This window comes from Soehngenia saccharolytica DSM 12858 (genome assembly GCF_059568515.1).
Map to the genome: position 1 here is coordinate 12,921 of NZ_JCANTN010000011.1, position 25,101 is coordinate 38,021.

Below are 25,101 nucleotides of genomic sequence, written 5' to 3' on the forward strand. Positions count from 1 at the left end.
TTTACTCAGTAGTATTCAAATATTGGCTCATGTATAGATTGAAGTAAGCTCCTTTTTTTGCTATCAACTCTTCATGTGTTCCTTTTTCGATTATCTTTCCGCCTTCAATCATCATTATTATGTCTGCGTCTCTTATAGTTGAGAGCCTGTGGGCGATGATGAATGTGGTTCTATTTTCCATCAATGAGATCATAGCTTCTTGTATCTTCAATTCCGTTCTAGTATCTACATTTGATGTAGCTTCATCTAATATGAGGATTGAAGGGTCTTTTAAAACAGCTCTTGCAATTGCTAAAAGTTGTCTTTGACCTTGGCTTAAATTACCTCCACCTTCGGTTATATAAGTTTCATATCCATTTGGCAATCTCTTGATGAATTCATCAGCATTTGATATTTTACAAGCTCTAATTATCTCTTCATCCGCAGCGTCTAGTTTCCCATATCTAATATTTTCTTTTATAGTTCCAGAGAATAGATAAGTATCTTGCAATACGACGCCGAACATTTCTCTTAGCGAATTTTTCTTGTATTTCTTTATATTTATATCATCTATTAATATTTCACCTTTGGTTACTTCATAAAAATTGGTCAATAGATTTACTATTGTGGTTTTTCCTGCACCCGTTGGCCCTACTAAAGCTACATTTGTTCCAGCTTCTACAACAAAACTGATATCCTTTAAAACTTCTTTGTTCTCATTGTAATTAAAATACACATTTTTAAACTCGACTTTTCCATCTACATCTTTTATCTCTATTGCATCAGGCTCATCTTCTCTTTCATCAGTCTCATCTAATATCTCAAAAACCCTTTCTGCACCTGCTATACCTGACTGCAATTGGTTGAAAGTGGATGCCAATTCATTTATCGGCTTTTGAAACTGTTTAGAGTAAAAAATAAAGCTTGTGACTACACCTATTGTTATGATGTTTTTCAAAGTCAGCAATGAGCCGGACAATACTATGATTACAAAAGTCAAATTGCCGATAGCATTCATTATAGGCATGATAAAGCCAGACCATATTTGAGCTTTTATACCTACTTCTTTTAGATCGTCATTGTATTTTTTAAACTTGCCAATCATGTCGTCTTCTTTATTGAACATTCGAACAACATCTATTCCGCTTATGGACTCCTCAATATGTCCATTGAGATTGCCAAGAAATTGTTGCTGAGTTTTGAAGTACTTTTTTGTATTATTAGCTATAATCTTTGTGACTAAAAGCACGATTGGGACTGTCGCAAGTGTAATCAGCGCCATGATTTCATTTATATAAAACATGATGATTACAGTGCCTATGGTACTTATGAAAGTTTGCATAAACTGTATCATAGTTTGGGATATGGTGTTGTTTATATTGTCGATGTCATTAGTAACCCTACTCATAAGTTCTCCATGAGTTGTCTTGTCGAAAAAAATGACAGGCATTTTTTGAAATTTGGCGAATATATCTTTTCTTATGTTATACACAACTCTTTGTGAAATCCCAGCGATTATAAACTCTTGCATGTACATAAATAATGAACTAAATGCATAAAAACTCAACACAAAGAGTATGAGCCTTCTCACTTTCAATAGGTTTATTTTTTCTTTTGGAACGGTCAATGCATCAACTATTTTCCCGGTAAAATAAGGCACTAAAAGCGTTAAAAATGTGGACAATATGACCAGTGCAAATGCTATGAATATTTTATTTTTTTCTTCTCCGAAATAGGAGAATAGCCTTCTAAGTGTTGAACTGCTGTCTTTTGGCTTTTCAACGGGAATTATCGAATGAGGCCCGTGAATGCCTGTGATTTTCTTAGTATTACGCTCCAAAACTAGACACCTCCTCTCCCAATTGAGAGATATAGATGGATTTATATATTTCTGAATGGCCCAATAGATAGTCGTGTGTGCCGATAGCTTCTATTTTGCTATTGTTCAACACTATTATGTTTTCAGAATCCATTACAGATGTTATTCTTTGGGCAATTAAAATAGTTGTAGTTGACAGATTTCTTTTTAAACCTTCTTTGATTTTTCTTTCTGTAATCAAATCGACGCTAGATGTTGCATCGTCTAATATCAATAGTTCAGGGTTTTTAACTAGAGCTCTTGCGATAGAAAGCCTTTGTTTTTGGCCCCCTGAAAGATTTACACCGCCTTGGCCAAGATAAGTTTCATAACCATCCTTAAAAGTTTTAATGAATTCATCTGCCATTGCGATTTTAGAACATTTTTCTATTTCTTCAAAACTCGCATTTTCATTGCCCCAGCGGAGATTATCCAATATTGTTCCAGTAAAAAGCAAATTTTTCTGAGGAACTACCGCTATTTTTTCTCGATATTTTTTTAAATCTAAGTCTTTGATATTTTTGCCGTAAAATTTAATTTCTCCACTATTAGGGTCAAAAAATCTCAATATTAAATTAACTATTGTAGATTTTCCAGATCCCGTTGTGCCAATTATCGCTAGTGTAGTATTAGGATCTACTTTAAAATTGATGTCTTCTAATACATAATTTGTGGTATCGAAATATTTAAAGTAGACATTATTAAATTCAAGTATAATGTCGCTCTTTTCAGCTATTACAGGTTTTTCTGGACTTTTCAATGTTTCTTCAGCAAGAAACACCTCATCCAATCTGTCTGATGAAGCTTTAGAGCGAATGTACATGTTGATTATTCTAGTGGACATGACTAAACTGAATAAAAGCTGAGTCATGTAATTTAGCACTGCAACGATTTTTCCAACTTCAAAATCCGCATTTACGACTAAATCAGAGCCTACCCAAAGGATTATTACTATCCCTAAATTCACAAGAAAAGTCACAAGAGGACTAAATATGGCAAGCCTTCTCATTCCGCTTATGGATACTTCTTTAAGCTCATTATTTACGCTTTCAAATCTCTGTTTTTCATAATCATACCTATTAAATGCCTTAACAACTCTTATTCCAGAGAGGTACTCTTTGAGCCTTGAGTTGACTTTGTCTAATGAATTTTGAATTTTTAAAAATATAGGATATGAGAGCTTTAGATTTAAAACGATGGCAATCATGACTATAGGGACTATCAATAAGCTTATAAGTCCAATTGTTCTATCCAAGATAAGAGCCATGACTATAGAACCTATTCCCAAAAGAGGAGCTTTGACGAAAACCCTCATAAGACCATGAGCGAAGTTTTGAATTTGGTTTACATCGTTTGTGAGCCTAGTAATGAGAGAAGCTTCTGTGATTTCGCTAATTTTACTAGCACTTAGTCGATTGATCTTTATGTATAAGTCTTCTCTCAAGTCTTTGCCTATACTTTGAGATACAACCGAAGATTTTATATTTCTAATTACCGCAAAACCAGCTCCTAGCAATGTGAAGACCAACATATAGAATGAGTACCTTAGAACATAGTTTAAGTCATTGTTCTTTACTCCATTATCTATGATATAACTCATCATAGTTGGCAAAATTAAATCTATAAAAGCTTCCAATATCAAGAAAATGATGGCTAAAGAAAAATCCTTTTTATATTTTTTAGCGTATTTAAATATATAACTCATGTAAATCACCTTCTAAATAAGATATACTATATATATTAGTACTATTTAATGAAAAATAAAAGCTTTGATTTTCGAAATAAATTGAAGGAGTAAGTTATGTATCCCATAAAAACTAAAGACAATCACAATATAAAGTTGAATATCGAGGGAAAAGGGAAACCTATATTATGCTTACATGGATTTTTAGGTAGCAGCGATGATTTTCGCATAATAAAAAGGTTGCTTAAAGATGATTTTAAAATTATTTCTTACGACCAAAGGGGATTTGGTTGCTTTAATTATGAAAAACACTTAGATGTAAAGCTGCTTGCAGATGATTTATACGCGGTGCTTAAAGTGATAGATGACAAAGTAATAGTTGTAGGGCATTCCATGGGAGGAAGCGTCATATTAGAGTACCTTAAAAACTACAAAGATGAATTTATAGATGAGTGCATTTTCATAGAATCTTCTCCTAAAATGCTAAATGATGAGAACTATAAAGATGGGTTGTTTAAAGGATCTTATACAATAAAAGATTTAGATAGAGACTTATATTTGATAGAAAATGAATGGGAGAATTTTCTTTCTTCGTTTATAGACAAGCTGTTTTTAAACAAAAAAAGAGAAAAAGAGATTGCACTTCAAAAAATGAAACCACTGCCAAACAAAAGCATGAGCTCTCTGTGGAAGTCTTTGGTGTTTGGCGATTACTTGAATGATATAAAAAACATAAAAAAAGAAGTCTGTGTAATAAGGGGAGAAGAATCTTCTTTTTACACGAGAGAAGCTCAAAAGAATTTCAGTGATTCATTTATTAAATCTTCATTTAATGAAATTAAAGATGCAAATCATTTGATAATGCTAGAAAAGCCAAGAGAATTGGCAAATATAATAAAGGAAAATATAAATGGCTAATTTGAGTTAGCCATTTATATATCACACGAAAGGCATATATGTTTTTTTATCTCCATTTTTTATGTTGGATAATACATTTTTTAGTATGGAAAACCCTAAAGGAATTTCATCCAACTCAGGAGCGCTAAAACTAAGCCTTAGTGCATTTACATTTGAATTTATATCTATCGTAAACACGTTCCCGGGAACAGTTGCTAAACCAAATTTTAAACAGTCTTCATACACTTTTGTTTGGGAGATGTTTTCGTCTAGATTTACCCAAACGCTTAAACCACCATCTGGTTTAGCATAGCTTATTCCAAGGGTGGATAATTTATCCAATTCACTTGTGAATAAATCGTATTTTTTCTTATAACTTTCTTTTATATTTTCAATATAGTTTTTCCAATAACCTTTTCTCAAATACAGGTCAAATGCTCTTTGAAGGTATCCTGAAGATGATATATCTGTGGAGTGCTTTGCTTTGTATATGTCTTTGAATATTTCTTCTGGCACAGTTAAAAAACCTACTCTAATTCCAGGCATAAATATCTTTGAAAAGCTTTTTATAAAGATTACTTTTTCGCTTCTGTCATAGGCTTTAATTGGATAAAGAGTCGAGTTGTTGAAAGTTAGATCTGTCAAGAAATCATCTTCAACTATATAGAAGTTGTGCTCGATTGCAAGTCTCAACAGCTCTCTTTTCTTTTCTTCGCTGTAACAAATCGTTGTGGGATTTTGAAAATTGGGCATAGTATATATAAATTTTGGAGAATATCTCTTTAAATATGATTTCAAAATCTCAATATTTATTCCGTCTTTTTCCATAGGAATTCCAACAATCTTTGCTCCTCTGGATTTAAAAGCTTGATAAGCCCCCGGATAAGTTGGATTTTCAACAAATACAACATCTAATGGCTCGATAAGAGTCTTAGATACTATATCAAGACCCTGCTGCCCTCCCGAAGTAATCAATATTCCATCCTCTGATACATTAATCGAGTAATTATCCAATAAGAATTTCGAGATAGACTCTCTGAGCGGTTCATAACCTCTAATTTCAGGATAGGAAAAAGCATTTCCGCCATCTCTGTCAAGAACTTCAATCAAGGACTCTTTAAATTCTTTAATTGGGAAAAGGTCAGGTGATGGGGTTACACTAGCAAAATCTATATTTGGTTTAGAGTGAGGGAATATGCCTGAAAGCATTAGCTCAAGATCTCCTTCTTCCAAATCAAGCGATGCGTAATTTTTTAAAGGCTTTCTGACATATGTGCCACTTCCTTCTACTGTGTAGACTAAACCCTCTTGCTCAAGCATTTTATATGCGTTAATGACCGTCACATTGTTAACTTCCAATGCTTTTGAAAGTGATCTAATAGATGGAAGCTTTTCACCATCGGAGAATTTATCTATTGCCATTTTTAAATTTTCATAAAGCTGAATATACAAAGGTATGGTTGAATTTTTATCTAATTTGAAATCTATATTCATATTTTCACCTCATTGTATGGATACACTTATTATATCATTATGAGATGATGTGTCAAACTTAGTTGAGGTAATTTTTATTTACTCTATATCTCTTGCTGTATAATTTTTACTGACTTATAATAATTATATGTAGTATGAGTTTTATAATTATAATCTTTATAGATGTATAAAACTTTCAATTTAAGGGTATAAAAAAACAACGAAGGAGAGATGATCATGAAAGAGATAGATGCTAGAGGTTTAGAATGTCCTAAACCAGTCATATTGACGAAGAAAGAATTAGACAGTATTAAAGAAGGGAAAGTAAGGACTACTGTTGACAATGAGGTAGCTAGAGAGAACCTTATTAAGCTTGCAAAAAGTCAAAATGCTGATTTTGAGGTTGAAGAATTAGAAGGAGGGCTTTTCGCAGTTACGATTGAAAAGAAAGCTAGTATCGAAACAGAAAATCATAAGAAGATGGTAGAAGTTGATGAAAATTTCGTAATAGCAATACAGTCTGAGCACATGGGCAGAGGAGATGAAAAGTTAGGTAAAATATTGATGAAAAGTTTTATTTACACAGTGAAGGAAACTAAACCTTACCCTAAAACTATGTTATTTTTCAACAGTGGAGTGAAACTCACAGTTGCTGAAAGTGAAGTGTTAGACGACCTAAAAGCTTTGGAAAATGAGGGAGTTGAGATAATTTCTTGTGGGACATGCCTAGACTATTTCAATTTAAAAGACAAATTAGAAGTGGGAAGCATTTCAAATATGTACACTATATATGAAAAGCTAAGAAACTCAACAAATGTGGTGACGATAGGATAATGGATGGAGAAAATATATTTCTGATTTTGACATTTGATTCTACTCATCATGCAATGAGGGCTGAAAGCATTCTAAAAGATGAGAAGATTTCTATAAAAACAATTCCAACACCGAGAGATATAACTCTAAGCTGCGGCCTTGCAATAAAAGCGAGTGTTTTAGATAAAGAAAAAATCGTTAAAATGTACGAAGATAAAATTTTGGACTTTAAAAATCTATATGAAATCTCGATAATAGATAATAAAAGAGAGTTAAAGAAAATCATCTAGGAGGTGTTTTTAATATCTATCATAAATAGTATTTTTAAAGATGATTTAGGAAATATAAACTTCCTAGGTAAATTAGCCATTTCGATCATTATTTTTTTATCAGCTTACATCATTACAAAGATTGTCAATAAAGTTATTGACAAGACAATACTAAATAGAAAATCCTCATCTACAATTGAGTCTGCGAACAGGATCATCACGATGACACAGACTATAAAGCGAATAATAAAATATGTCCTTTTTTTCTTTGCTCTAATTATAAGTCTTGATATGTTTGGGGTAAATACTGCCTCGCTGATTGCAACTCTTGGTATTGGAGGATTTGCTTTAACTTTTGGTGCACAATCTTTAGTAAAGGATATGATTACTGGATTTTTTATATTGGTCGAAAATCAATATTCAGTTGGAGACTATGTTCAAATAGGTTCTAAAGAGGGAATTGTAGAAGAACTAGGGATTAGAATTACTAAAATTAGAGATTTTACAGGAGAACTTCACATCATACCAAATGGGTCGATAAACGAAGTAACAAATAGAACCAGAGGTGGAATGAGAGCGCTGATAAAGGTATCAGTGGCATATGAGGAAGATTTAGATCATGTGATAAGTGTGTTGAGTAGAATTACAGAAGAATTCAAGCAAAATGACAAGATAATCGATGGGCCTACTGTATTGGGAGTTACTCAACTAGGCAGTTCTGGTATAGAGATTACTATTGTTGCAAAGACTCTTCCAATGGAACAATGGGCAATCGAAAGGAATTTGAGGAAGAGAATAAAAGAAGAATTTGAGAAAGAGGACATTGAGATACCATATCAAAAAATAGTAGTGCTTGGAGGAGAAAAATCGTGATTTTAAAATATGAGGTTGGAGATCATGTAACTCTTAAAAAGGGACACCCTTGCGGAGAAAACAACTGGGAAATACTTCGCACTGGAGCGGACATTAAGCTTTTATGCACAGGTTGTAATAGGCAGGTATGGCTTACAAGAATAGAGTTTGAAAAAAGAGTCAGAAAGATTTTGGATGGGGACAAATGGGTCAGCATAGTGCATTATAAACAAGACAAAGAAAATGATTAAAAGAAGGTGACGGTTTTGCTTGTAGCAAGGCAACCTATACTTGATAAAAGGCAAAATATATTTGCATATGAATTACTTTATAGAGACGATAACAAAACGACTTCTTTTAATCAAGAAGTGTCAAGTTTAAGAGCATCAACAGGGGTCATATTGGAGTTATTCGAGTCTGGAGCAGAAAGAATAACCGAAAACAAGAGAGCTTTTGTGAACTTTGATGAAGAACTTTTAATGTCTGATGTATTCGAAATAGTCAAACCTGACAAAATGGTAATAGAGGTGCTTGAGAACGTAAAAGTCGACGAAGCACTAGTTCAAAGATTATTTGATTTAAAAAATAAGGGCTACACAATAGCTTTAGATGATTTTTTCCATTCAAGTGAGGATTACGAACTAATCGATCTATGCGATATAATCAAGTACGATTTTTTAAACACCGATATAAAACAAATAATAATTGATTCAAACATTGCTATTAAAAAGGGAAAGACTATTTTAGCTGAAAAAGTTGAAACAAAGGAAGAATTTGAACTTGCAAAGAAAATTGGATTTACACTTTTCCAAGGGTATTTTTTTGAAAAGCCCCAGATTGCAAGTTCATCCAATGACAAAGTGCGTCCAATTCAATACACATCTGTAATTTCAGAGCTAAACAAGGAAGAACCATCATTTGACAGATTGGCAGATATCATTGAAAAAGATTTAAATCTATCGTACAGACTTATGAGGATGATGAGCCTTAGGAATTTAGAAATAAACAGGGAAAACATAAAGAAATCTCTTACTTACATGGGATTAAAAGGAATTGAGAGATGGATAAATATTGTGCTAGTTCAAACACTCGGGAAAAACTGTCCTAGAGAGCTGGTTAAAATCTCTCTAATTCGAGCTAGTTTTGCAGAAAAGATTGCCTTAAATGTACCTAAATACGATAATCTGAGATATCAAGCATCGATAATAGGACTTTTTAGCACTTTAGATGCCATATTGAATATGCCTCTAGATGAGGCACTCAAAGATTTAAAACTTGACGATATTGTTAAAGATGCACTGCTAGAAAATGATGGGATATTAGCACCCATAAAAGAATTATATTTATCATATGAAAGAGGAGATTTCAAAAAAGTAAGCATAATTGCTGAAGCGATGGGACTGGATGAAAATTTGCTAAGTAAATTCTACATCGAGTCCATTGAGTGGGCAAATAGAATGATGCAAATAGTATAAGGAGGAGTGTTTTATGAACAATTTTAGTATTTATCTTCCCACTAAAATAAAATTTGGGAAGGGAACAATCAATAAATTATCTAAACTTGTAAAGGGAAACTATAAAAAAGTACTCATTCACTATGGTGGAGGCAGTATTAAAAGAAGTGGACTTTACGATGAAGTCGTAAATGAGCTTAAAAAAGCGGATGTAGAAATATATGAACTTGGAGGAGTAAAGCCAAATCCAAGATTGAGTTTAGTTAGAGAAGGCATTGAATTAGCTAAGAAAGAAGGCATTGATTTAATACTTGCGGTTGGCGGAGGAAGTGCTATTGACTCTGCAAAAGCTATTGCTTTAGGCGCTGTAACCGATGTAGATGTCTGGGATTTTTATTTAGGGAACAAAAGACCTGAAAGAGCATTGCCGGTAGGAGTTGTACTCACTTATCCAGCTACTGGAAGCGAAGCTAGCATGGGAAGTGTAATTACAAATGAAGAAGAGGGCTTAAAGCTTTCTGTAAATGATGATTTGATTAGACCTACATTTGCAATAATGGACCCAACATATACTTTGACATTGCCAAGGGATTTGACATTTGCAGGCATTTCAGACATATTGTCTCATATCTTGGAAAGATATTTTACAAATACACCAAATGTTGACTTGACTGACCATTTATGTGAAGCAACCATGAGAAGTGTCATTAAAAATGCAAGGATACTCAATGAAGACCTAGATGACTACAATGCTAGAGCAGAAATCATGCTAGCTGGTACAATCGCTCACAACGGGATGCTTGGACTTGGAAGAGAAGAAGATTGGGCAAGCCATAACATAGGTCACCAATTAAGTGCTCTATATGGTACTACACACGGAGTGACTTTAAGTATTATATTTCCAGCTTGGATGAAATATGTATATCTAGTTAATTTAGATAGGTTCAATCAGTTTGCAATAAATGTATTTGGCATATCTGATGCAGGGAGTTCTAAAGAGATTGTTGCACTTGAAGGAATAAAAGCTTACGAGGAATTTTTAAAGGAAGTAGGACTTCCTACAAGCTTTAAAGAAGCTAATCTACCAAGTGATAGGTTAGAAGAAATGGCACAGAAAGCAGTGATAAAAGGCAAAATAGGTGGACTCAAAAAATTAGATGTAGAAGATATAATTAAGATATATGAATTAGCATTGTAAAGATGACCTCTAAGGAATTCCTTAGAGGTTTTTCTTTAGACTCTCTCAATAATTGTTTATTTTTCAGTCAATTATCTGGTATAATTAAATTAGGCGGAGGTGCAATATGGAATTTGATTTTAATTATTATAAAAAGGCTGCTGAGTACATATTGAATATTGTAGGGCACGAGGTTGAGATTGGGCTTATATTAGGCTCATCAATGGGCAGTGTAAAAGAAATCATAAATGTTGAAACTATCATTGATTACAAAGACATACCAAACTTTCTTATTTCTACTGCAGAAGGCCATGAGGGAAAGCTCATAATTGGAGAAGTTAAAGGCAAAAAAGTTGTGGCTATGAATGGGAGATTTCACTACTATGAAGGCTATACATTTGAAGAGCTTTCAATACCTATAAGAGTATTTAAGTTGTTGGGAGTAAAGAAAGTCATATTGACAAATGCTGCTGGAGCTATAAATAAAAGTTTTAAGCCAGGAGATATTGTCCTTATAAAAGACCATATAAAATTAACTGGAGCAAGTCCTTTAAGAGGGAAAAATATCGAAGAGTTTGGCCCTAGATTTTTTGATGTGACAGATATGTATACAGAAAAATTAAGGAAATTGGCAAAGGATATAGCAACAAAAGAGAGCATAGATGTAAAAGAAGGAGTTTATTTTTTTGCCACAGGTCCACAGTTTGAAACTAAAGCAGAGATAAAAGCCATGGAAATACTTGGAGCAGACTTAGTTGGCATGTCAACTGTCACAGAGGCATTGACTGCAGCTCATGCTGGCATTGAAGTGTTAGCCATGTCATTAGTTACAAATATGGCAGCTGGGATTTTGGACAAAAAGATAACCACTGAAGAAGTTGAGGAGATAGGGAAACTCTCAAGGGAGAAATTGAAAATATTTATTTCTTCAATAATTGAAGCTATGTAGGAGGGATCTTGTGGAAAGATTTGATGAAGGATTAGCGTTTTTATTAAGATATGAAAATATAGCATGGTATGAAAATGGAATTGTCAGGATTTTAGACAGGCGCATTTATCTAAATGAGATATCATTTGTAGAGTGTAAAAGCCATCAAGAAGTTGCTAAGGCTATAAAGGACATGGTAACACAAAGTGCAGGTCCATACACAGCATGTGGCATGGGAATGGCACTTGCGGCATATGAGGCTAGGAATCTGAATAAAAATGATTTCATTAACTATTTAAACGAAGCGGCGAAGACTCTTTATTCGGCTAGGCCAACCACTACTAAAAGGATGAAGCTCATCACAGATGGATGTATTGAAGCTGCTTTAATAGCATTGGAAAAAGGGGAAAGAGTCGACGAAAAGATTTTTTTACATACAATCGAACACAATAACAAAAGATATAGCAGAATTAATGACGTGGCTAAATATTTAGTAGATATGTTTCCGAAAAAAGGTACTATAATGACACAATGTTTCGGAGAAACTATTGTCGGTATGATGTTAAAAGAGGCAAAAGAAAGAAATTTAGATATAAAAGTGATTTGCCCAGAAACAAGGCCATATTTTCAAGGCTCAAGGCTTACAGCGAGTGTATGCTATGACCAAGGTTTTGATGTTACAGTGATCACAGATAACATGCCCGCATATGTAATGGAAGAAAAGAAAGTCGATTTATTTACTTCAGCAGCTGATGCTATTTGTATGGACGGATATGTAGTAAATAAAGTTGGCACTTATCAAATTGCAATAGTAGCAAAATATTTGAAAATTCCATACTTTGTAACAGGAATACCTGACATAGGGCATGAAAATATTTCTACAGTGACGATAGAAGAAAGAGATGGGGATTTTGTGCTTCAAGCTATGGGGACAAAGACTGCTAAAGAAGGAGTAAAAGGGTATTATCCATCGTTTGATAAAACTCCACCTCATTTAGTAAGTGGTGTAGTCACAGACAGAGGTATTTTTTCACCATATGATTTAAAAAGATATTTTAGGGGGGATGAAAAAATAGAAATGATTTTGTAAAAGGTATAGACAATCAATTGTTTTAAGTGTATATTATATATAACAGTAGGAAAAGGTTTTCCGAATATATGGAGGTGTGTTAAATGGCTTTAAAGTACGCAAATAGGATGAACTATGTTAAAGCATCAGAAATTAGAGAATTACTTAAATTGACAGAAAAACCAGGAATTATTTCTTTTGGTGGCGGATTTCCTGCACCAGAGCTATTCCCTGTAAATGAAATGATTGAGATTAGCAAAAAGGTAATGGAAAACAATGGAGCTCAAGCACTTCAATATGGGCCAACTGAAGGATACAGACCTCTAAGAGAAGCAATCGCAAAGAGAATGGGAAAAGTACAAGTAGATGCACAAGTAGAAGATATTTTAGTTACAAGTGGATCTCAACAAGGATTAGACTTTGCTGCAAAAGTATTTATTGACCCAGGCGATTATATAATCATCGAAAAACCAAGTTATTTAGGAGCAATCAACGCTTTTAGAGCTTATGAACCAAATTTCATTGACATCGAATTAGAAGACGATGGTATGAATATGGAACAATTAGAAAAAGCACTAAAAGAAAACGAAAAAGTTAAATTTATCTATGTAATACCAGATTTTCAAAATCCTTCAGGTAAAACTTGGTCTATTGAGAAGAGAAAAAAACTTGTTGAATTAGCAAACAAATATGACATAGCTATTGTTGAAGACAACCCATATGGTGAGTTAAGATATGAAGGAGAATTATTCCCTGCAATTAAACACTTTGATACTGAAGGCAGAGTAATTTTCTTAGGAACATTCTCCAAGATATTCTGCCCAGGGTTGAGACTTGGTTGGATTGATGCTCATCCAGATGTACTTAGAAAATTCATATTGCTAAAACAAGGTGCTGATTTACAATCAAGCACAATATCTCAAATTGAAGTAGCTACTTTCTTAAATGAATACGATATTGATGCACATATTGAAAAAATAAAGGTAGTTTACAAGAGAAGAAGAGATTTAATGGTCGGGATTATGAAAGAAAAATTCCCTAAAGAAGTTAAATACACTATACCAGAAGGCGGATTATTCACTTGGGTAACTTTACCTGAGCATATAAACACTAGAGATTTAGCAGTAAAAGCATTGGAAAAACAAGTTGCATTTGTACCAGGTGGCTCATTCTATGCATATCCTGGGCATGAAAATGACATGAGATTAAACTATTCTGCAATGCCAGACGACTTGATAATTGAAGGAATGAACAGATTAGCAGAAGTAATAAATGAAGCATTGAAATAATAAAGTTCGGAGGATTTCCTCCGAACTTTTAGCTTTGTTTTGTTAATTCAAGTATATATATTTTAGCTTTGTAAACTTTCCAAATTAATACATTCATCGAATAAATTAATGATTTCTTGTGATTCTGTATGGGATACACAAATGACAGTCTTGCCAAGATTCAATATTTCTTTAGTTATCTTAAAAGCAAGATCTTCATTTAGTCCAGAAGTATGTTCATCTAATATAATGATATCCTTTGGATCTATAAGACATCTAGCTATTCCAATTCTTACAGCTTCTCCACCAGAAATTTTACGTTCTTTACTCAATATATCTTCAAAAGATAAATTTAACTCTAACATTTCAATTAAATTACTAATTTTATTATTTTCGTTAACCTTACCTAATAAAATATTATTTTCTACGGAATTTTCAAAGATATGTATATCTTGGGAAATATAAGATATAGTAGTATATATAGCTGATTTTTCCATATCTTCTATGTTTTTATTAAATATTAGAACTTTTCCTTTGTCTGGGGTCAATTCACCGGCAATTATTTTTAATAATGTGGACTTACCGCTTCCGCTTTTACCTTTTATTAAATAAGTTTTATTTTTCATAAACTTATAACTTACATTATTTAAAACTTTATTATTCCCATAAGAAAATTCTATATTTTCGATTTCAACAGCCACCTCAGAAGAATCAAAAATGGGGAATTTGAAATCTTTTTGTGAAAGATCAACTTCAGTTTCTCCTATAAGTCTTTTCTTAGCAACAAGACTCGACGCATAGTTATTATAAAGGGAAATCAATGCAACAACAGGTCCTGCTAAATAATTCATTAATTGTAATAATGTAATGACTTCTCCTATGGATATTATAGACCTGCTTACAAAAATTCCTCCAGTAAATAATATTACTATTTGACTAATATTGCTTATACCTTCAGAAAACACATCATTTAATATGTTCAGAAGCTTAAAAGACTCTCTTTTGTCTTCATGATCTTTAGAAATATTTTCATGAATAGACTTAATCCAGTTTATTCCATTGTATCTTATTAACTCTTTTTTTCCAGTAAGGGTATCCTCGATAAATTTTAAATAATTATCTGAAGAATTTACAAAGCTTTCTGATCTATTTTTTAATGCTTTTTGGCTAAATATAGGCACGATAAGAGGCAATGAGGAAGATATGAACGCAATTATAAAAAGCCTAATATCTATGCTTATTAAAGATATTGAAGTGAATATAAACACACTTAGAATATTAACAAAATTAAATTTATTCATCAACTGTCCACTATAATAAATATCCAAGTTTTGAGAGTAGTCAACTAAATCAAATTTATCTCTGTTGTTTGTAAATTCGGAAAGGAATTTATTGTTTTTTATTTTATTCATTTCCTTATTAGAAATTTTAAAAGCAAGCTTGTAAGAAATCACTGGAAGTATTAATGTAAGTAAACCATAGATGAGCATTATTAAAACGTTTTTTCTGAAAATATCAAATTGAGAATTAGTGAGATTGTCTATAAGGACTCCAAATAAAATTGCGATTCTTACTAAAACAAACGAATTTATTATGTAGAATAAATATGCAACTAATTTCATTTTATTGACCTCGCTTTCATGTTTTTAGAGAGTCTTCCCTTGAAAGTTTGATGCTTTAATTAATTTACCCTTCCATTTGCCAATAATTAAAAAGATAGTGCTCATTGGTTAATTGCAAAATCTATTGAATTTTTAATTTTGTATTTTGCAACTACATAATTAGCAGGCAACGATATAGAAAACAAATATTAATTACAGTATAATACTTTTCGTGACTAAAATCCATAAATTTGTAAGATTAACTTTTATGGTTGGCTATGCTTATTGATTGATAAGGGTGGAATTTAGATTTTCAATTGAATAAATTGAAGAACATTCCTGACACTTGTGTTTTAAAACAGTTGAATAGTTGAAGGTAATATAATATGATAAACATGAAGAAAGTGTAAGCTATCTAGCAGTTGATGTGATTGGAGGTGACACCATTTATTGTTCCAACCATAAACCATAAGAAGTTTGGTTTAAGTCATACCCTATGAATAGGAAAATTTTGATAGTCCCGCGTTATAAAGCAGAGCCAGATAAAGTATTTATAGACTCTGTTTAATTTTTTGTAAATTGCTATCCGTAGGGACAAAATAACAAGCTTATTTTACAACAGAAGCGTTAAATGTCAATTTGTAAATTTAGTTATAAAAGCTCTTACGTTTATTACCATAAGAGCTTTTTTTCTTATTCAAACTTATAAAATATTAAGTTTATTTTGGAAGTTTTATTGTGATTGTAGTACCTTTACCGACTTCACTTTCCAATGTAATAGAACCATTGTGATATTCGACAATGTGTTTAACAATCGAAAGCCCTAGGCCAGAGCCTTCAATTTTTTTAGATCTTGACTTGTCTATTCTATAAAATCTTTCAAATATCCTGTCTTGTTCTTCTTGAGGTATCCCTATTCCAGTATCTTTTACAGAAATTAATCCATTATTTTCTTCATTTTTAACTGAAACTAAAACATTTCCATTTTCCACATTGTATTTTATAGCGTTGTCAATGAGGTTATACACCAAATCTTCGGTCATTCTCTTATTTGCCTTAACATGGGTTATTTCTCCATCAACTTCTAAATTTACTTTGTGAGATGCAGCTTGAGGCTTTAATTTGTGTACAACATCTTTTATGGTCTCATATAGGTCGATTTCTTCATATGTCTTTTCAACTGACTCGTCTTCTAGCTTAGAAAGGTTCAAAATGGATTCTATTAATGTAAGCAACCTCGTACCTTCTTTTTGTATTATACCAGCAAATTTTTTAACTTCTTCTCCTTCAGCCATTCCGTTTGAAATCATTTCAGCATATCCGTTTATTGAAGTCAGAGGAGTTTTAAGCTCATGGGAAACATTTGCAGTAAATTCTCTTCTTACTTTTTCAGCTTCTTTTAAGTTGTTCATGACAATCTCGATTTGCTTCTTTTGTCTATTTATTGTTTCGACAAATGGTTTGATTTCAGGGTAAATTTCCACATCTTCAACTTCTTCTCCTGATAAAATGCTTTCAATGTTATCAGCTGCATTTTTAATAGGAGAAAGTACTATTTTAGATATTTTCGTAGATAACATATATAAGACCACAAGTATTAAAACTAATATGGCTACCATTGGAGGTAGACTCGCTGTAAAGATTTCACCAAAGGTTAAATCATAATTCTCTATATTTGAAAAATATTCATAAAACAATACATCAAGTACAAGTGTTGAGACCACCAATGTTGCTATTACAATTATTGTAAGGTACTTAAATATTCTCTTTTCCATAACTAACCTCCGAATTTATAGCCCACGCCTCTTACTGTTTGTATACTTTCTCCTGCTTCTCCCAATTTCATACGTAATGTCCTTATATGCACATCGACAGTTCGAGTTTCTCCTTCAAAATCAAAGCCCCAAACTTCATTCATGATTTGATCTCTAGATAAAACAATATTCATGTTCTTCATTAGATAATACAGTAAATCAAACTCTTTTAGAGTTAAATATACTTCTTTATCATTTACCCTTACTTCATGTTTTTCAACATCTAAAGTTAGATTACCACTTTTTAACACAGAATCTTTATTTAAGCCTGTATATCTCCTCAATACGGCTTTCACACGGGATATGAGTTCCATTACACCGAAAGGTTTTTCAATGTAATCATCTGCACCCATATCCAATGCCTTTACTTTATCATACTCGCTTGTCTTTGATGTAAGCATGATAACCGGAATTTCTTTAGTGGACGCCATAGTCCTAATTTTCTTGAGAATTGTATACCCATCTTCTCCCGGAAGCATTATATCTAATATATACAAATCAGGAGGTTTTTGTTCAAAAACCTCTTTTCCGCTTTCATAGCCAACTACTTCATAGCCTTCTTTTTTTAGGGCATATGTAACCAATTCTCTTATCCCTTCATCATCTTCCACTATATAAATTAAGTTCAAATAAATCAACTCCAACTAAAATGTTCGCCAGTTATAGCGTAATAAACCCATTCAGCAATGTTTTGTGCATGATCTCCTATTCTTTCGAAATACTTTGCAATTAAAATAAAATCAACTGATTGTTCACTTGAATACTTTTGATCCCTTATATATTCTATAAGTTCATTCTTTACCATATCAAATAATTTATCCACTTTATCATCATAGTAAATTATCTCTACTGCTTTATCTACATCTCGGTTTACAAATGCGTTTATGGATTCTCTAACCATATAGATAGTTTCTTCAGCCATTTGAGGTATATCAATTAATTCTTTAAAGTATTTTTCATTTGCCATTCGAATAGTTAGTTCAGATATATCAGCAGCCTGATCTCCTATTCTTTCCATATCTGTTATCATTTTTAATGCTGATGATATAAGCCTTAAATCTCTTGCGACGGGCTGTTGTTGAAGGATTAATTTCAAACATAAATCTTCTATATCTCTTTCTTTGTCGTTTACTTCTTTATCACCATTTGCAACTCTGGTAGCGAGTTCTACATCTTGATTTACAAGTGCAGATACAGCTGCCTCAATTCTGCTTTCTATTAAATTTCCCATTTCAATTAGTTCTTCATTTAATCTTTCGAGTTCTTGGTCAAATTTACTCCTCATAATTATCATCCCTTTTTATGATTTATACCACTATTATAATTGAAAAAAACCATACTTACCAAAATTTTTGATAAAAATGAGGTAAAATTAATGTAAAAATTGATATTATCATAGAATAACTACGTAATGCGACAACTTACTTGAAAAACACCGAAGGTGGTGGTAAAGTAAAAGTACTTTATGAAAAAAATAAAATTAGTTGTTCAGGCAATTAAAGCATCGTTTTTTCAATTAATGCTAGAATTTATATTTCAGAAAATTCTGTACATTATAAATTAATAATGAAGGTAATAAGTAATGTAAAAAAAGTTTACTCGTCAATGCTGAATTGCTTAGCTGAAACTGGCATAAGATTCTCCTTTCTGTTTTGAGTTATACACAACTTTATATTATGAATATACCCAAAAAGGGAGGAATCTATCCATTTCAATACATAAAGAGGCAGTAAATATGCGAGTTGTAGAGTTCTGCAACGAACTAATTATTATAAATGGAAGGAGGACTGATTGTAATAGTGACTGCACAAGCTGAAATTTTACATGAAAAAGAAAATATAAAACTTTTAAGTGCTGAGATTTATATTGAAGATTATTTAGATCAAGATGATAAGGTTTATTTAGATAAGTTAACAAAAGTTTTTGATGAATTCTCATTAAATAGCTCAGGTGTTTTAAAAGTTGATAAATCATTAAGTGAAATACAAGAAAAAGCTGGGTTTACAGATGTAGAGATGGAAAGGTTTAATGAAATCCTAATATTTAGTAAAAACAATCCTAGTGTTGCTAATGAACGTAAGATAAGTGAAGCGATATCAAAAGATATTACTAAAACTGGAAATACAATAGAACCACAAGTGTTTGTTGAAGATTGGAAAATCTATTTTACACTTGAAGAAGTACAAACTTATTTCCTTGCAGCTGCTCAAATTGGACCTGCTGCAATAGTAGCAGCGTTAGCAGGTTTAGGAACAGCTATTGGGGGTCCCGTTGGAACAGCTATAGGTACGATTGTTGGATATGTAAGTGGAGCAGGATTTGCTTATCTTGTAATGAGAGCTGTAATGTTACAAAAAGGTGTTTATATTGGGCTAGAATGGGATGGACTATTCCCAGTATATGTTGATGGTACTTGGTGATGATAATGTCTATAAATAATAAAATATTTCAGCCAATTACAATCTATACAGCTCTGATGATAAGTTTTTATTTATTTATAAACTCACCATTATTTTCAAAAATAGTGTTAGTTTTAATATTTATATCTGCTTTATTTATGGCAATAAACACTTTTAAAGAAAAAAATTCATCACAGCGAGTTAAAAACACCTTATTTGAATTAATGTATTGTGTATTAGTTTATATAACAATGAAATACGGCTCTAGATATATTGGAAATGTTTATAGTTCATTATTAGTAGTTATTGAATATCTTATATATATAAATATAGTTAATCCCAAATTAATGAATAGACAAATATTTACTAGTATAAAAAAATAGGTTCATTATTGAATGTTGAGAGGTAAGCGTAAAATAACCCACACCTTTTAAAGATATGGGCTGTATTATATACTATTCTTTGTTAGGAATTTTGCAATTTAGAGGAATTGAATCTGACCAAGGAAGTAGTTGATCCAATTCTTCCATATTATTTAGGTCTATATTAGGTAATTTTTCAAATAGATATTTTAAATAATAAAATGGGTTTAGATTATTAGCCTTTCTTGGGAAAGGATCTAGATTAAAGTTTTCTATTTTTTCTTTCATTTAAGATAAAAAAATGAAATCAAAAAAACAAACACTAAAATAAACCATGAAGTGATTCCTAAGATGGATGCCCTATTTGAAGGTCATAAACAAAATGCTGATAAATGAGATAGAATTGGAAAAGAGGTATCTAAACATAAGTAAATAATACTTAGAAGAATAAAATAAGAAAAGAAGGAATCCAAAGGAGAAATTTGGTGGAGTTTTTTATTGCATAAAATAAAGGTTTGGTGACTAGCTTGTGAATTTTTAAAAAAATATAAGTAAGGGTCAAACTTAGCCAAATCAAAAGCCTGTTTTCTTAGTGTAAAATAATTGTTGGACAAAGAACATAAAAATATAGAGAATAATTCTCCTTTTGATATAATGTAATTGCAAAACCACAATAAAGAAAGGAGAATATTCTCTATGAATAATATTATACAATTAATAGCTGAAAAAGTTAAGTACGAAATTGAAATTAATTTATGTATATGATGATATAGTTAATTGTAAGGTTAAATTAGACCCCTAAATTTGTAAGACTAAATTAGACTGTTTTTGAAAAGGGGGTCTAATTTACTTTTACAATTAACTCCTCATAATTGACACTATCCTTTCTCTAACAATTAATTTACACTATATGAATAGTGTGATACAATAAAGACAGTTATAAATATTAAGAAAGAGGGGATTAAATGTGAAAAAAAGTATTGTTTTAGGGATTATGTTTACTTTATTGGTTGGAATTTTTGTTTTCCATACTCCTAATGAATCTAACGCTAATGAAATATTTACTCATTCTGAAAGTAATTTAAAGAAAGTAATTCAAAAGTACTTTGATATGGAAAAAGTACAATATACTCTAGAGGGGGATATAAATACTTTAAATTTTGACGAAGTAATTAATCCTAAAGACAAAGAACTTAAAGATTATCTTGTCAAAAAGAATATCCTTATGCAAAATCGTAGAAAAGCTAATGGTAACAAAATTAAAATCATAGATAGAAAATTAACATATAATGATATAGAGTACATTGACAATAATGCTATTGCTAAATTAAATGTGACTGATGTACTTCAATATAGTAATCTAACTGATCCTACATTTATCAGTACAAATTATGAAATAACGCTTGAAAAAAATAAAGATAACAAATACGTTATTACTAACATCGTAAGTGATGATGTTATTGATTTATATATTAAAGGTAAAGTAGATATTGATGAAGCAATAGAAAATGATTTAAAAGAAATTCAAAAAGAAAAAGAAATAAATAATAGTTATAGTAAAGATTTAGCTAATTTTGGAGTTTCAGAAGATATATCTACTTTATCTGTAAATGCATCTCTTAATCGAACAAATATGTATAATTATGCTCAAGCAAATTGGAATAAGAGGCCTTCTAATTGGGGTAATTTTGATGGTATGGGAGGAGATTGTACTAATTTTATTTCTCAAATAATTTATGCTGGTGGAGCGCCAATGGATAATACTGGTAGTTATCAGTGGTATTATTATGGTTACTCTGATAGAGCTCCTTCTTGGACATCAGTAAGATTTTTGTATGAGTATCTTATTGGAAATACAGGAGTGGGACCTCAAGGTTATCGTGCGAGCACTAACGATATGTTATATAATATGCACCGTGGTGATATCATTCAGATAGATTTTGATTCTGATGGTACTTACGATCATTCAACAAGTATAGTTAATTATCAAATAGGTACACTTAATAATACTACTGTAGCTGCACATACTAACGATGTTTTTAATAGACCTATCTCTGATTATCCAGGCACTAAAAGATGGATTGTCTTAACAGGGTATATGAGATAAATTATGAGATTAAAAAACAGTATACTCTTAATATTTTTAATTCTTGTGTTGATATTTTTTGCAGTATTTAACAATCGGGAAAATATTTCGGAAGACCAGATAGAAAAAATTACATTGGAGTACTTAGAATCGCTTAAATATCACGATATAGAAATGCATAATAGTATAGTTGGCGATAATCTTAAAATTGATGTTGAAAAAGATGATCCCAAATATCAAACATTTTATGCTAAAATTATTGATTGTCAGTTAGAAGATATAGATTTTTCTAGTAAAAAGAGTGAAAATGACTTATTAGTTGTTCCAATTACTTATATATTAGAGCTTAGTGAAGACTTTATTCCAATAGGTACACTTGAGCCAGGTACTAATAAAATTACAGAATTATTTACTTTTGAAAAAGATGCTGATAATAATATTAGAATAGTCAAACGAGAACCATTTTATTAAATTTAAATTAGATTTACAAAAATAGTAGCTTGAAAAAGGAGGACACTGAAAAACATAAAGTGTTTTCTAGATTTAAAATCTAAGAAATAAAATTAGAACGAACTAGTAATATTTTCCTCACTAGTTCGTTTTCTGTTATAATATTGTATTAGTTAAAGCATAATAAATTATACTACTAAATGCATTATTTTCATAAAATAAGCTATATCATGTATTCCTTAGAAACAATAAACTAAAATCGGGGTGTTACTATGTATGAACAAAAATAATACAAAATAAACATTGATTTAGTGTACAGGCAAGAAGATAAAAATTATTTCTCATTGTCTAAGATTGAGATTTATCAACTAAATGAGATTAGTCATAGAAACCTAAAAAACTTTGACGATGAGTCATTTTTATATGATGAGTTTTTTCAATATCTGCAAGAACTGAAAATCGATAAGCAGGATATAGAATTATGATTTTAGGTAGTGATTCTTTAAAACAAAGAAGGTACATGACTTTATCAGCTTTTTTCCCACGGCAAGCATTGATTAATGCTGTTTTAGTTATGTTTTATTTAAAACACTTAAATTTAACATTATCACAATATCTATATCTTGACAGTTTATTATTTATAACTGTTGCAATAACAGAAATACCTAGTGGATTTATATCAGACTATTTTGGAAGAAAGAGAGTATTAATTTTATCAAAGTTTTTAGTACTATTTTCAATGGTAATTTTGCTTTTATCAAATGGATTTAAAGGGGGCTTAATTAGTATTATCTTTTTGGCGATTGGGATGTCATTAGGGTCTGGAAACGAAGAATCAATTTTATATGAGTACTTTATAACATATGTACAATAGACAATTATAGAATTATAAATTCTAATAGAAAAAGATAATTAAAGACAGTAAATATGTACTCGATCATTATCACCTAAGTAAGTATGTAAAAACAATAACAGCACATCTAGGAAGGCTTGACAATCCAATATGTATAGAAGAAGCCCTATGGGAATATATGAAAGCAGGGAATAAAAAAGCACAATAGAAATAATAAATTTGGCAATAGATGTAACACCAATGGGAAGTAAAAAAGAAAGTATGATAAAAGCTAAAATATATATATTAAATAATTGGGAAGGAATCCAAAAATTATTTGGAGAAGAAAAATATAGATGTAGTACAGAAGGCCATATCAGCCATATACTATCAGACAGATTAAGTTCAAGACCAATGGGATGGAGTGTAATAGGGCAGATGGCTTAAAGATATGCTTAGAAGTTCAAGTTTTTAAAGTTTAATGTGATTTAAAATACAATATAAACAAGTACAAAATAGCCTATTATCTTAGGTTTATTAAGGTAAAAAGTAAAATTAAAATTACAAATTATTACAATATATGATTATGGAGTTATTATTCTAAATATTATTTAGAAAATTATTATTAATTGTTTTCCAACAATTAATTGACACTATCATAAGCAAAAAATTATTTGCAGTAAAATATGTGTTGTGATATACTATGTAAGTGTTCCTTGCTCTATTATATTGATAGAGCCGATAGTCCATAGGGAGGTGAAAAAATGAGAAAGTATGAAATGATGTTAATCTTTTACCCTGATTATGCAGAAGAAAAAAGAAATGCTGTCATGGATAGACTAAAAGGTATCATCGAAACAGATGGTAAAGTTGAAACTATTGATGAATGGGGTTTAAGAAAGCTTGCATACCTTATCAATGATTATGCTGAAGGGTACTATGTATTAGTAAACTTTGAAGCTGGTCCAGACATTGCTAAGGAATTAGACAGGGTTTCTAAGATTTCAGAAGGCATTATGAGACATATGATAACTAAAATTGAAGAGTAAACCAAGGGATGGTGAAATACATGAATAATGTTGTATTGATTGGTAGGCTTACAAGAGATCCAGAGTTGAGATATATACCTAATACTGGCACTGCAGTTTCTACATTTACATTAGCTGTTGACAAAGGACTTTCGAGAGAAAAAAAGAGTGAAATGGAATTAAAAAATCAACCAACTGCTGACTTTATTAACATAGTCGTATGGGGAAAAGTTGCTGAAAACTGCGCTAATTTCCTTACAAAAGGGAAATTGGTTGGCGTTTCAGGAAGAATTCAAACTAGAAACTATGAAGCAAAAGACGGTACTAAGAGATATATCACTGAAGTAGTCGCTAATAGCGTTGAATTTTTAGAGTGGGGAGACAACACAAACAAACCAAACACTCATTTAAATGATGATGACGACTTTTTTAATGGAATTGATGGATTTCATCCTGCCGACAATGACGACATCCCATTTTAGTCAAAGGAGGGGAAAAGATGCAAAGAAGATATAAACCAAGAAAAAAAGTTTGCGCTTTTTGTGCTGATAAATCATCACATATAGATTATAAAGATGTCAACAAACTAAAAAAATATGTTACTGAAAGAGGTAAGATATTACCAAGAAGAATTTCAGGTAACTGTGCAAAGCATCAAAGAGAACTTACAATTGCTATAAAAAGAGCAAGACAAGTTGCTTTACTGCCATATACACAAGACTAAGAGAGGGAAAGCCTCTCTTTTTTTATAATTGAATTATGCTTTTAATTATTCTACTAATATAATATAATCAATAAGTAGTACATA

The 25,101-nt window shown here is 31.3% G+C and carries 26 protein-coding genes; 18 read left to right on the plus strand and 8 right to left on the minus strand.

The features are described from left to right. Position 1 precedes the first annotated feature (1 nt). Both BO51_RS04515 and BO51_RS04520 read right to left on the minus strand, forming a co-directional pair. Complete coding sequence (locus BO51_RS04515) at positions 2–1,819, minus strand: ABC transporter ATP-binding protein (RefSeq protein ID WP_496484388.1); 1,818 nt, start codon at positions 1,817–1,819, stop codon at positions 2–4. Continuing rightward, complete coding sequence (locus BO51_RS04520; RefSeq protein ID WP_496484390.1) at positions 1,809–3,542, minus strand: ABC transporter ATP-binding protein; 1,734 nt, start codon at positions 3,540–3,542, stop codon at positions 1,809–1,811. Before BO51_RS04520 ends, BO51_RS04515 begins: the two co-directional genes overlap by 11 nt. A 96-nt stretch (positions 3,543–3,638) precedes the next feature. Between BO51_RS04520 and BO51_RS04525 the strand changes: the two genes are divergently transcribed. Continuing rightward, entirely contained in the window at positions 3,639–4,439 is an 801-nt protein-coding gene (locus BO51_RS04525; RefSeq protein WP_496484392.1) for an alpha/beta fold hydrolase, read from the plus strand. A 21-nt stretch (positions 4,440–4,460) separates the two neighbouring features. Here the strand turns inward: BO51_RS04525 and pdxR are convergent, their stop codons facing one another. Beyond that, a complete protein-coding gene (gene pdxR, locus BO51_RS04530) occupies positions 4,461–5,912 on the minus strand; it encodes a MocR-like pyridoxine biosynthesis transcription factor PdxR (RefSeq protein ID WP_496484394.1) in 1,452 nt (483 codons plus the stop codon). Between the two features lie 216 nt (positions 5,913–6,128). Between pdxR and yedF the strand changes: the two genes are divergently transcribed. The 9 genes from yedF to BO51_RS04575 all read left to right on the plus strand — a co-directional run bounded on the left by yedF (position 6,129) and on the right by BO51_RS04575 (position 13,742). Further along, positions 6,129–6,725, plus strand: coding sequence for a sulfurtransferase-like selenium metabolism protein YedF (yedF, locus tag BO51_RS04535; RefSeq protein WP_496484396.1), 597 nt, complete (start codon positions 6,129–6,131; stop codon positions 6,723–6,725). Then, the gene (locus BO51_RS04540) at positions 6,725–6,994 is read left to right on the plus strand and encodes a putative Se/S carrier protein (protein ID WP_496484398.1); all 270 of its coding nucleotides are present in this window, start codon (positions 6,725–6,727) and stop codon (positions 6,992–6,994) included. The genes yedF and BO51_RS04540 overlap by 1 nt, the downstream gene beginning before the upstream one ends. Before the next feature lie 201 nt (positions 6,995–7,195). Then, a complete protein-coding gene (locus BO51_RS04545) occupies positions 7,196–7,846 on the plus strand; it encodes a mechanosensitive ion channel family protein (protein WP_496484400.1) in 651 nt (216 codons plus the stop codon). Beyond that, positions 7,846–8,076, plus strand: a complete 231-nt coding sequence (locus tag BO51_RS04550) for a DUF951 domain-containing protein (protein WP_496484470.1) — start codon at positions 7,846–7,848, stop codon at positions 8,074–8,076. Before BO51_RS04545 ends, BO51_RS04550 begins: the two co-directional genes overlap by 1 nt. Before the next feature lie 15 nt (positions 8,077–8,091). After that, positions 8,092–9,300 (plus strand): EAL and HDOD domain-containing protein, encoded by a 1,209-nt coding sequence (locus BO51_RS04555; protein ID WP_496484402.1) that lies wholly within the window; start codon positions 8,092–8,094, stop codon positions 9,298–9,300. Positions 9,301–9,313: 13 nt separating this feature from the next. Next, a complete protein-coding gene (locus BO51_RS04560) occupies positions 9,314–10,477 on the plus strand; it encodes an iron-containing alcohol dehydrogenase (RefSeq protein WP_496484404.1) in 1,164 nt (387 codons plus the stop codon). Between the two features lie 106 nt (positions 10,478–10,583). Continuing rightward, a complete protein-coding gene (locus BO51_RS04565; RefSeq protein ID WP_496484406.1) occupies positions 10,584–11,405 on the plus strand; it encodes a purine-nucleoside phosphorylase in 822 nt (273 codons plus the stop codon). 10 nt (positions 11,406–11,415) lie between these two features. Then, positions 11,416–12,474: an S-methyl-5-thioribose-1-phosphate isomerase gene (locus BO51_RS04570; protein ID WP_496484408.1), complete on the plus strand. Its 1,059-nt coding sequence runs from the start codon at positions 11,416–11,418 to the stop codon at positions 12,472–12,474. A gap of 83 nt (positions 12,475–12,557) precedes the next feature. Further along, on the plus strand, positions 12,558–13,742 hold the full coding sequence (locus tag BO51_RS04575; RefSeq protein ID WP_496484410.1) for an aminotransferase-like domain-containing protein: 1,185 nt from the start codon (positions 12,558–12,560) through the stop codon (positions 13,740–13,742). Positions 13,743–13,804: 62 nt separating this feature from the next. Here BO51_RS04575 and BO51_RS04580 read toward each other — a convergent pair whose 3' ends face one another. From BO51_RS04580 to phoU, 4 genes are all read right to left on the minus strand, one after another. Continuing rightward, positions 13,805–15,343: an ATP-binding cassette domain-containing protein gene (locus tag BO51_RS04580; protein ID WP_496484412.1), complete on the minus strand. Its 1,539-nt coding sequence runs from the start codon at positions 15,341–15,343 to the stop codon at positions 13,805–13,807. A 698-nt stretch (positions 15,344–16,041) separates the two neighbouring features. Further along, the gene (locus tag BO51_RS04585; protein WP_496484414.1) at positions 16,042–17,097 is read right to left on the minus strand and encodes a sensor histidine kinase; all 1,056 of its coding nucleotides are present in this window, start codon (positions 17,095–17,097) and stop codon (positions 16,042–16,044) included. Positions 17,098–17,099: 2 nt separating this feature from the next. Beyond that, a complete protein-coding gene (locus BO51_RS04590; RefSeq protein ID WP_496484416.1) occupies positions 17,100–17,765 on the minus strand; it encodes a response regulator transcription factor in 666 nt (221 codons plus the stop codon). Positions 17,766–17,770: 5 nt separating this feature from the next. Next, on the minus strand, positions 17,771–18,421 hold the full coding sequence (gene phoU / locus BO51_RS04595) for a phosphate signaling complex protein PhoU (RefSeq protein WP_496484418.1): 651 nt from the start codon (positions 18,419–18,421) through the stop codon (positions 17,771–17,773). Positions 18,422–18,935: 514 nt separating this feature from the next. On the opposite strand from phoU, the gene BO51_RS04600 reads away from it, so the two are divergent. Next, positions 18,936–19,556, plus strand: a complete 621-nt coding sequence (locus tag BO51_RS04600) for a hypothetical protein (protein ID WP_496484420.1) — start codon at positions 18,936–18,938, stop codon at positions 19,554–19,556. A gap of 434 nt (positions 19,557–19,990) precedes the next feature. Here the strand turns inward: BO51_RS04600 and BO51_RS04605 are convergent, their stop codons facing one another. Continuing rightward, positions 19,991–20,185, minus strand: coding sequence for a transposase domain-containing protein (locus BO51_RS04605; protein ID WP_496484422.1), 195 nt, complete (start codon positions 20,183–20,185; stop codon positions 19,991–19,993). Between the two features lie 679 nt (positions 20,186–20,864). Between BO51_RS04605 and BO51_RS04610 the strand changes: the two genes are divergently transcribed. From BO51_RS04610 to rpsR, 7 genes are all read left to right on the plus strand, one after another. Next, complete coding sequence (locus tag BO51_RS04610; protein ID WP_496484424.1) at positions 20,865–22,004, plus strand: amidase domain-containing protein; 1,140 nt, start codon at positions 20,865–20,867, stop codon at positions 22,002–22,004. A gap of 3 nt (positions 22,005–22,007) precedes the next feature. Continuing rightward, the gene (locus tag BO51_RS04615; protein WP_496484426.1) at positions 22,008–22,454 is read left to right on the plus strand and encodes a hypothetical protein; all 447 of its coding nucleotides are present in this window, start codon (positions 22,008–22,010) and stop codon (positions 22,452–22,454) included. A gap of 460 nt (positions 22,455–22,914) precedes the next feature. Continuing rightward, positions 22,915–23,307, plus strand: coding sequence for an MFS transporter (locus BO51_RS04620; protein WP_496484428.1), 393 nt, complete (start codon positions 22,915–22,917; stop codon positions 23,305–23,307). Positions 23,308–23,526: 219 nt separating this feature from the next. Next, on the plus strand, positions 23,527–23,712 hold the full coding sequence (locus BO51_RS04625; RefSeq protein WP_496484430.1) for a hypothetical protein: 186 nt from the start codon (positions 23,527–23,529) through the stop codon (positions 23,710–23,712). A 317-nt stretch (positions 23,713–24,029) separates the two neighbouring features. Beyond that, positions 24,030–24,314, plus strand: coding sequence for a 30S ribosomal protein S6 (gene rpsF, locus BO51_RS04630; RefSeq protein WP_496484432.1), 285 nt, complete (start codon positions 24,030–24,032; stop codon positions 24,312–24,314). A 20-nt stretch (positions 24,315–24,334) separates the two neighbouring features. Then, positions 24,335–24,775 carry a single-stranded DNA-binding protein gene (locus BO51_RS04635; protein ID WP_496484434.1) on the plus strand — a complete coding sequence of 147 codons (441 nt, stop codon included), beginning with the start codon at positions 24,335–24,337 and terminating at the stop codon, positions 24,773–24,775. A 17-nt stretch (positions 24,776–24,792) separates the two neighbouring features. After that, on the plus strand, positions 24,793–25,017 hold the full coding sequence (gene rpsR, locus BO51_RS04640) for a 30S ribosomal protein S18 (protein ID WP_496484436.1): 225 nt from the start codon (positions 24,793–24,795) through the stop codon (positions 25,015–25,017). Positions 25,018–25,101 lie beyond the last annotated feature (84 nt).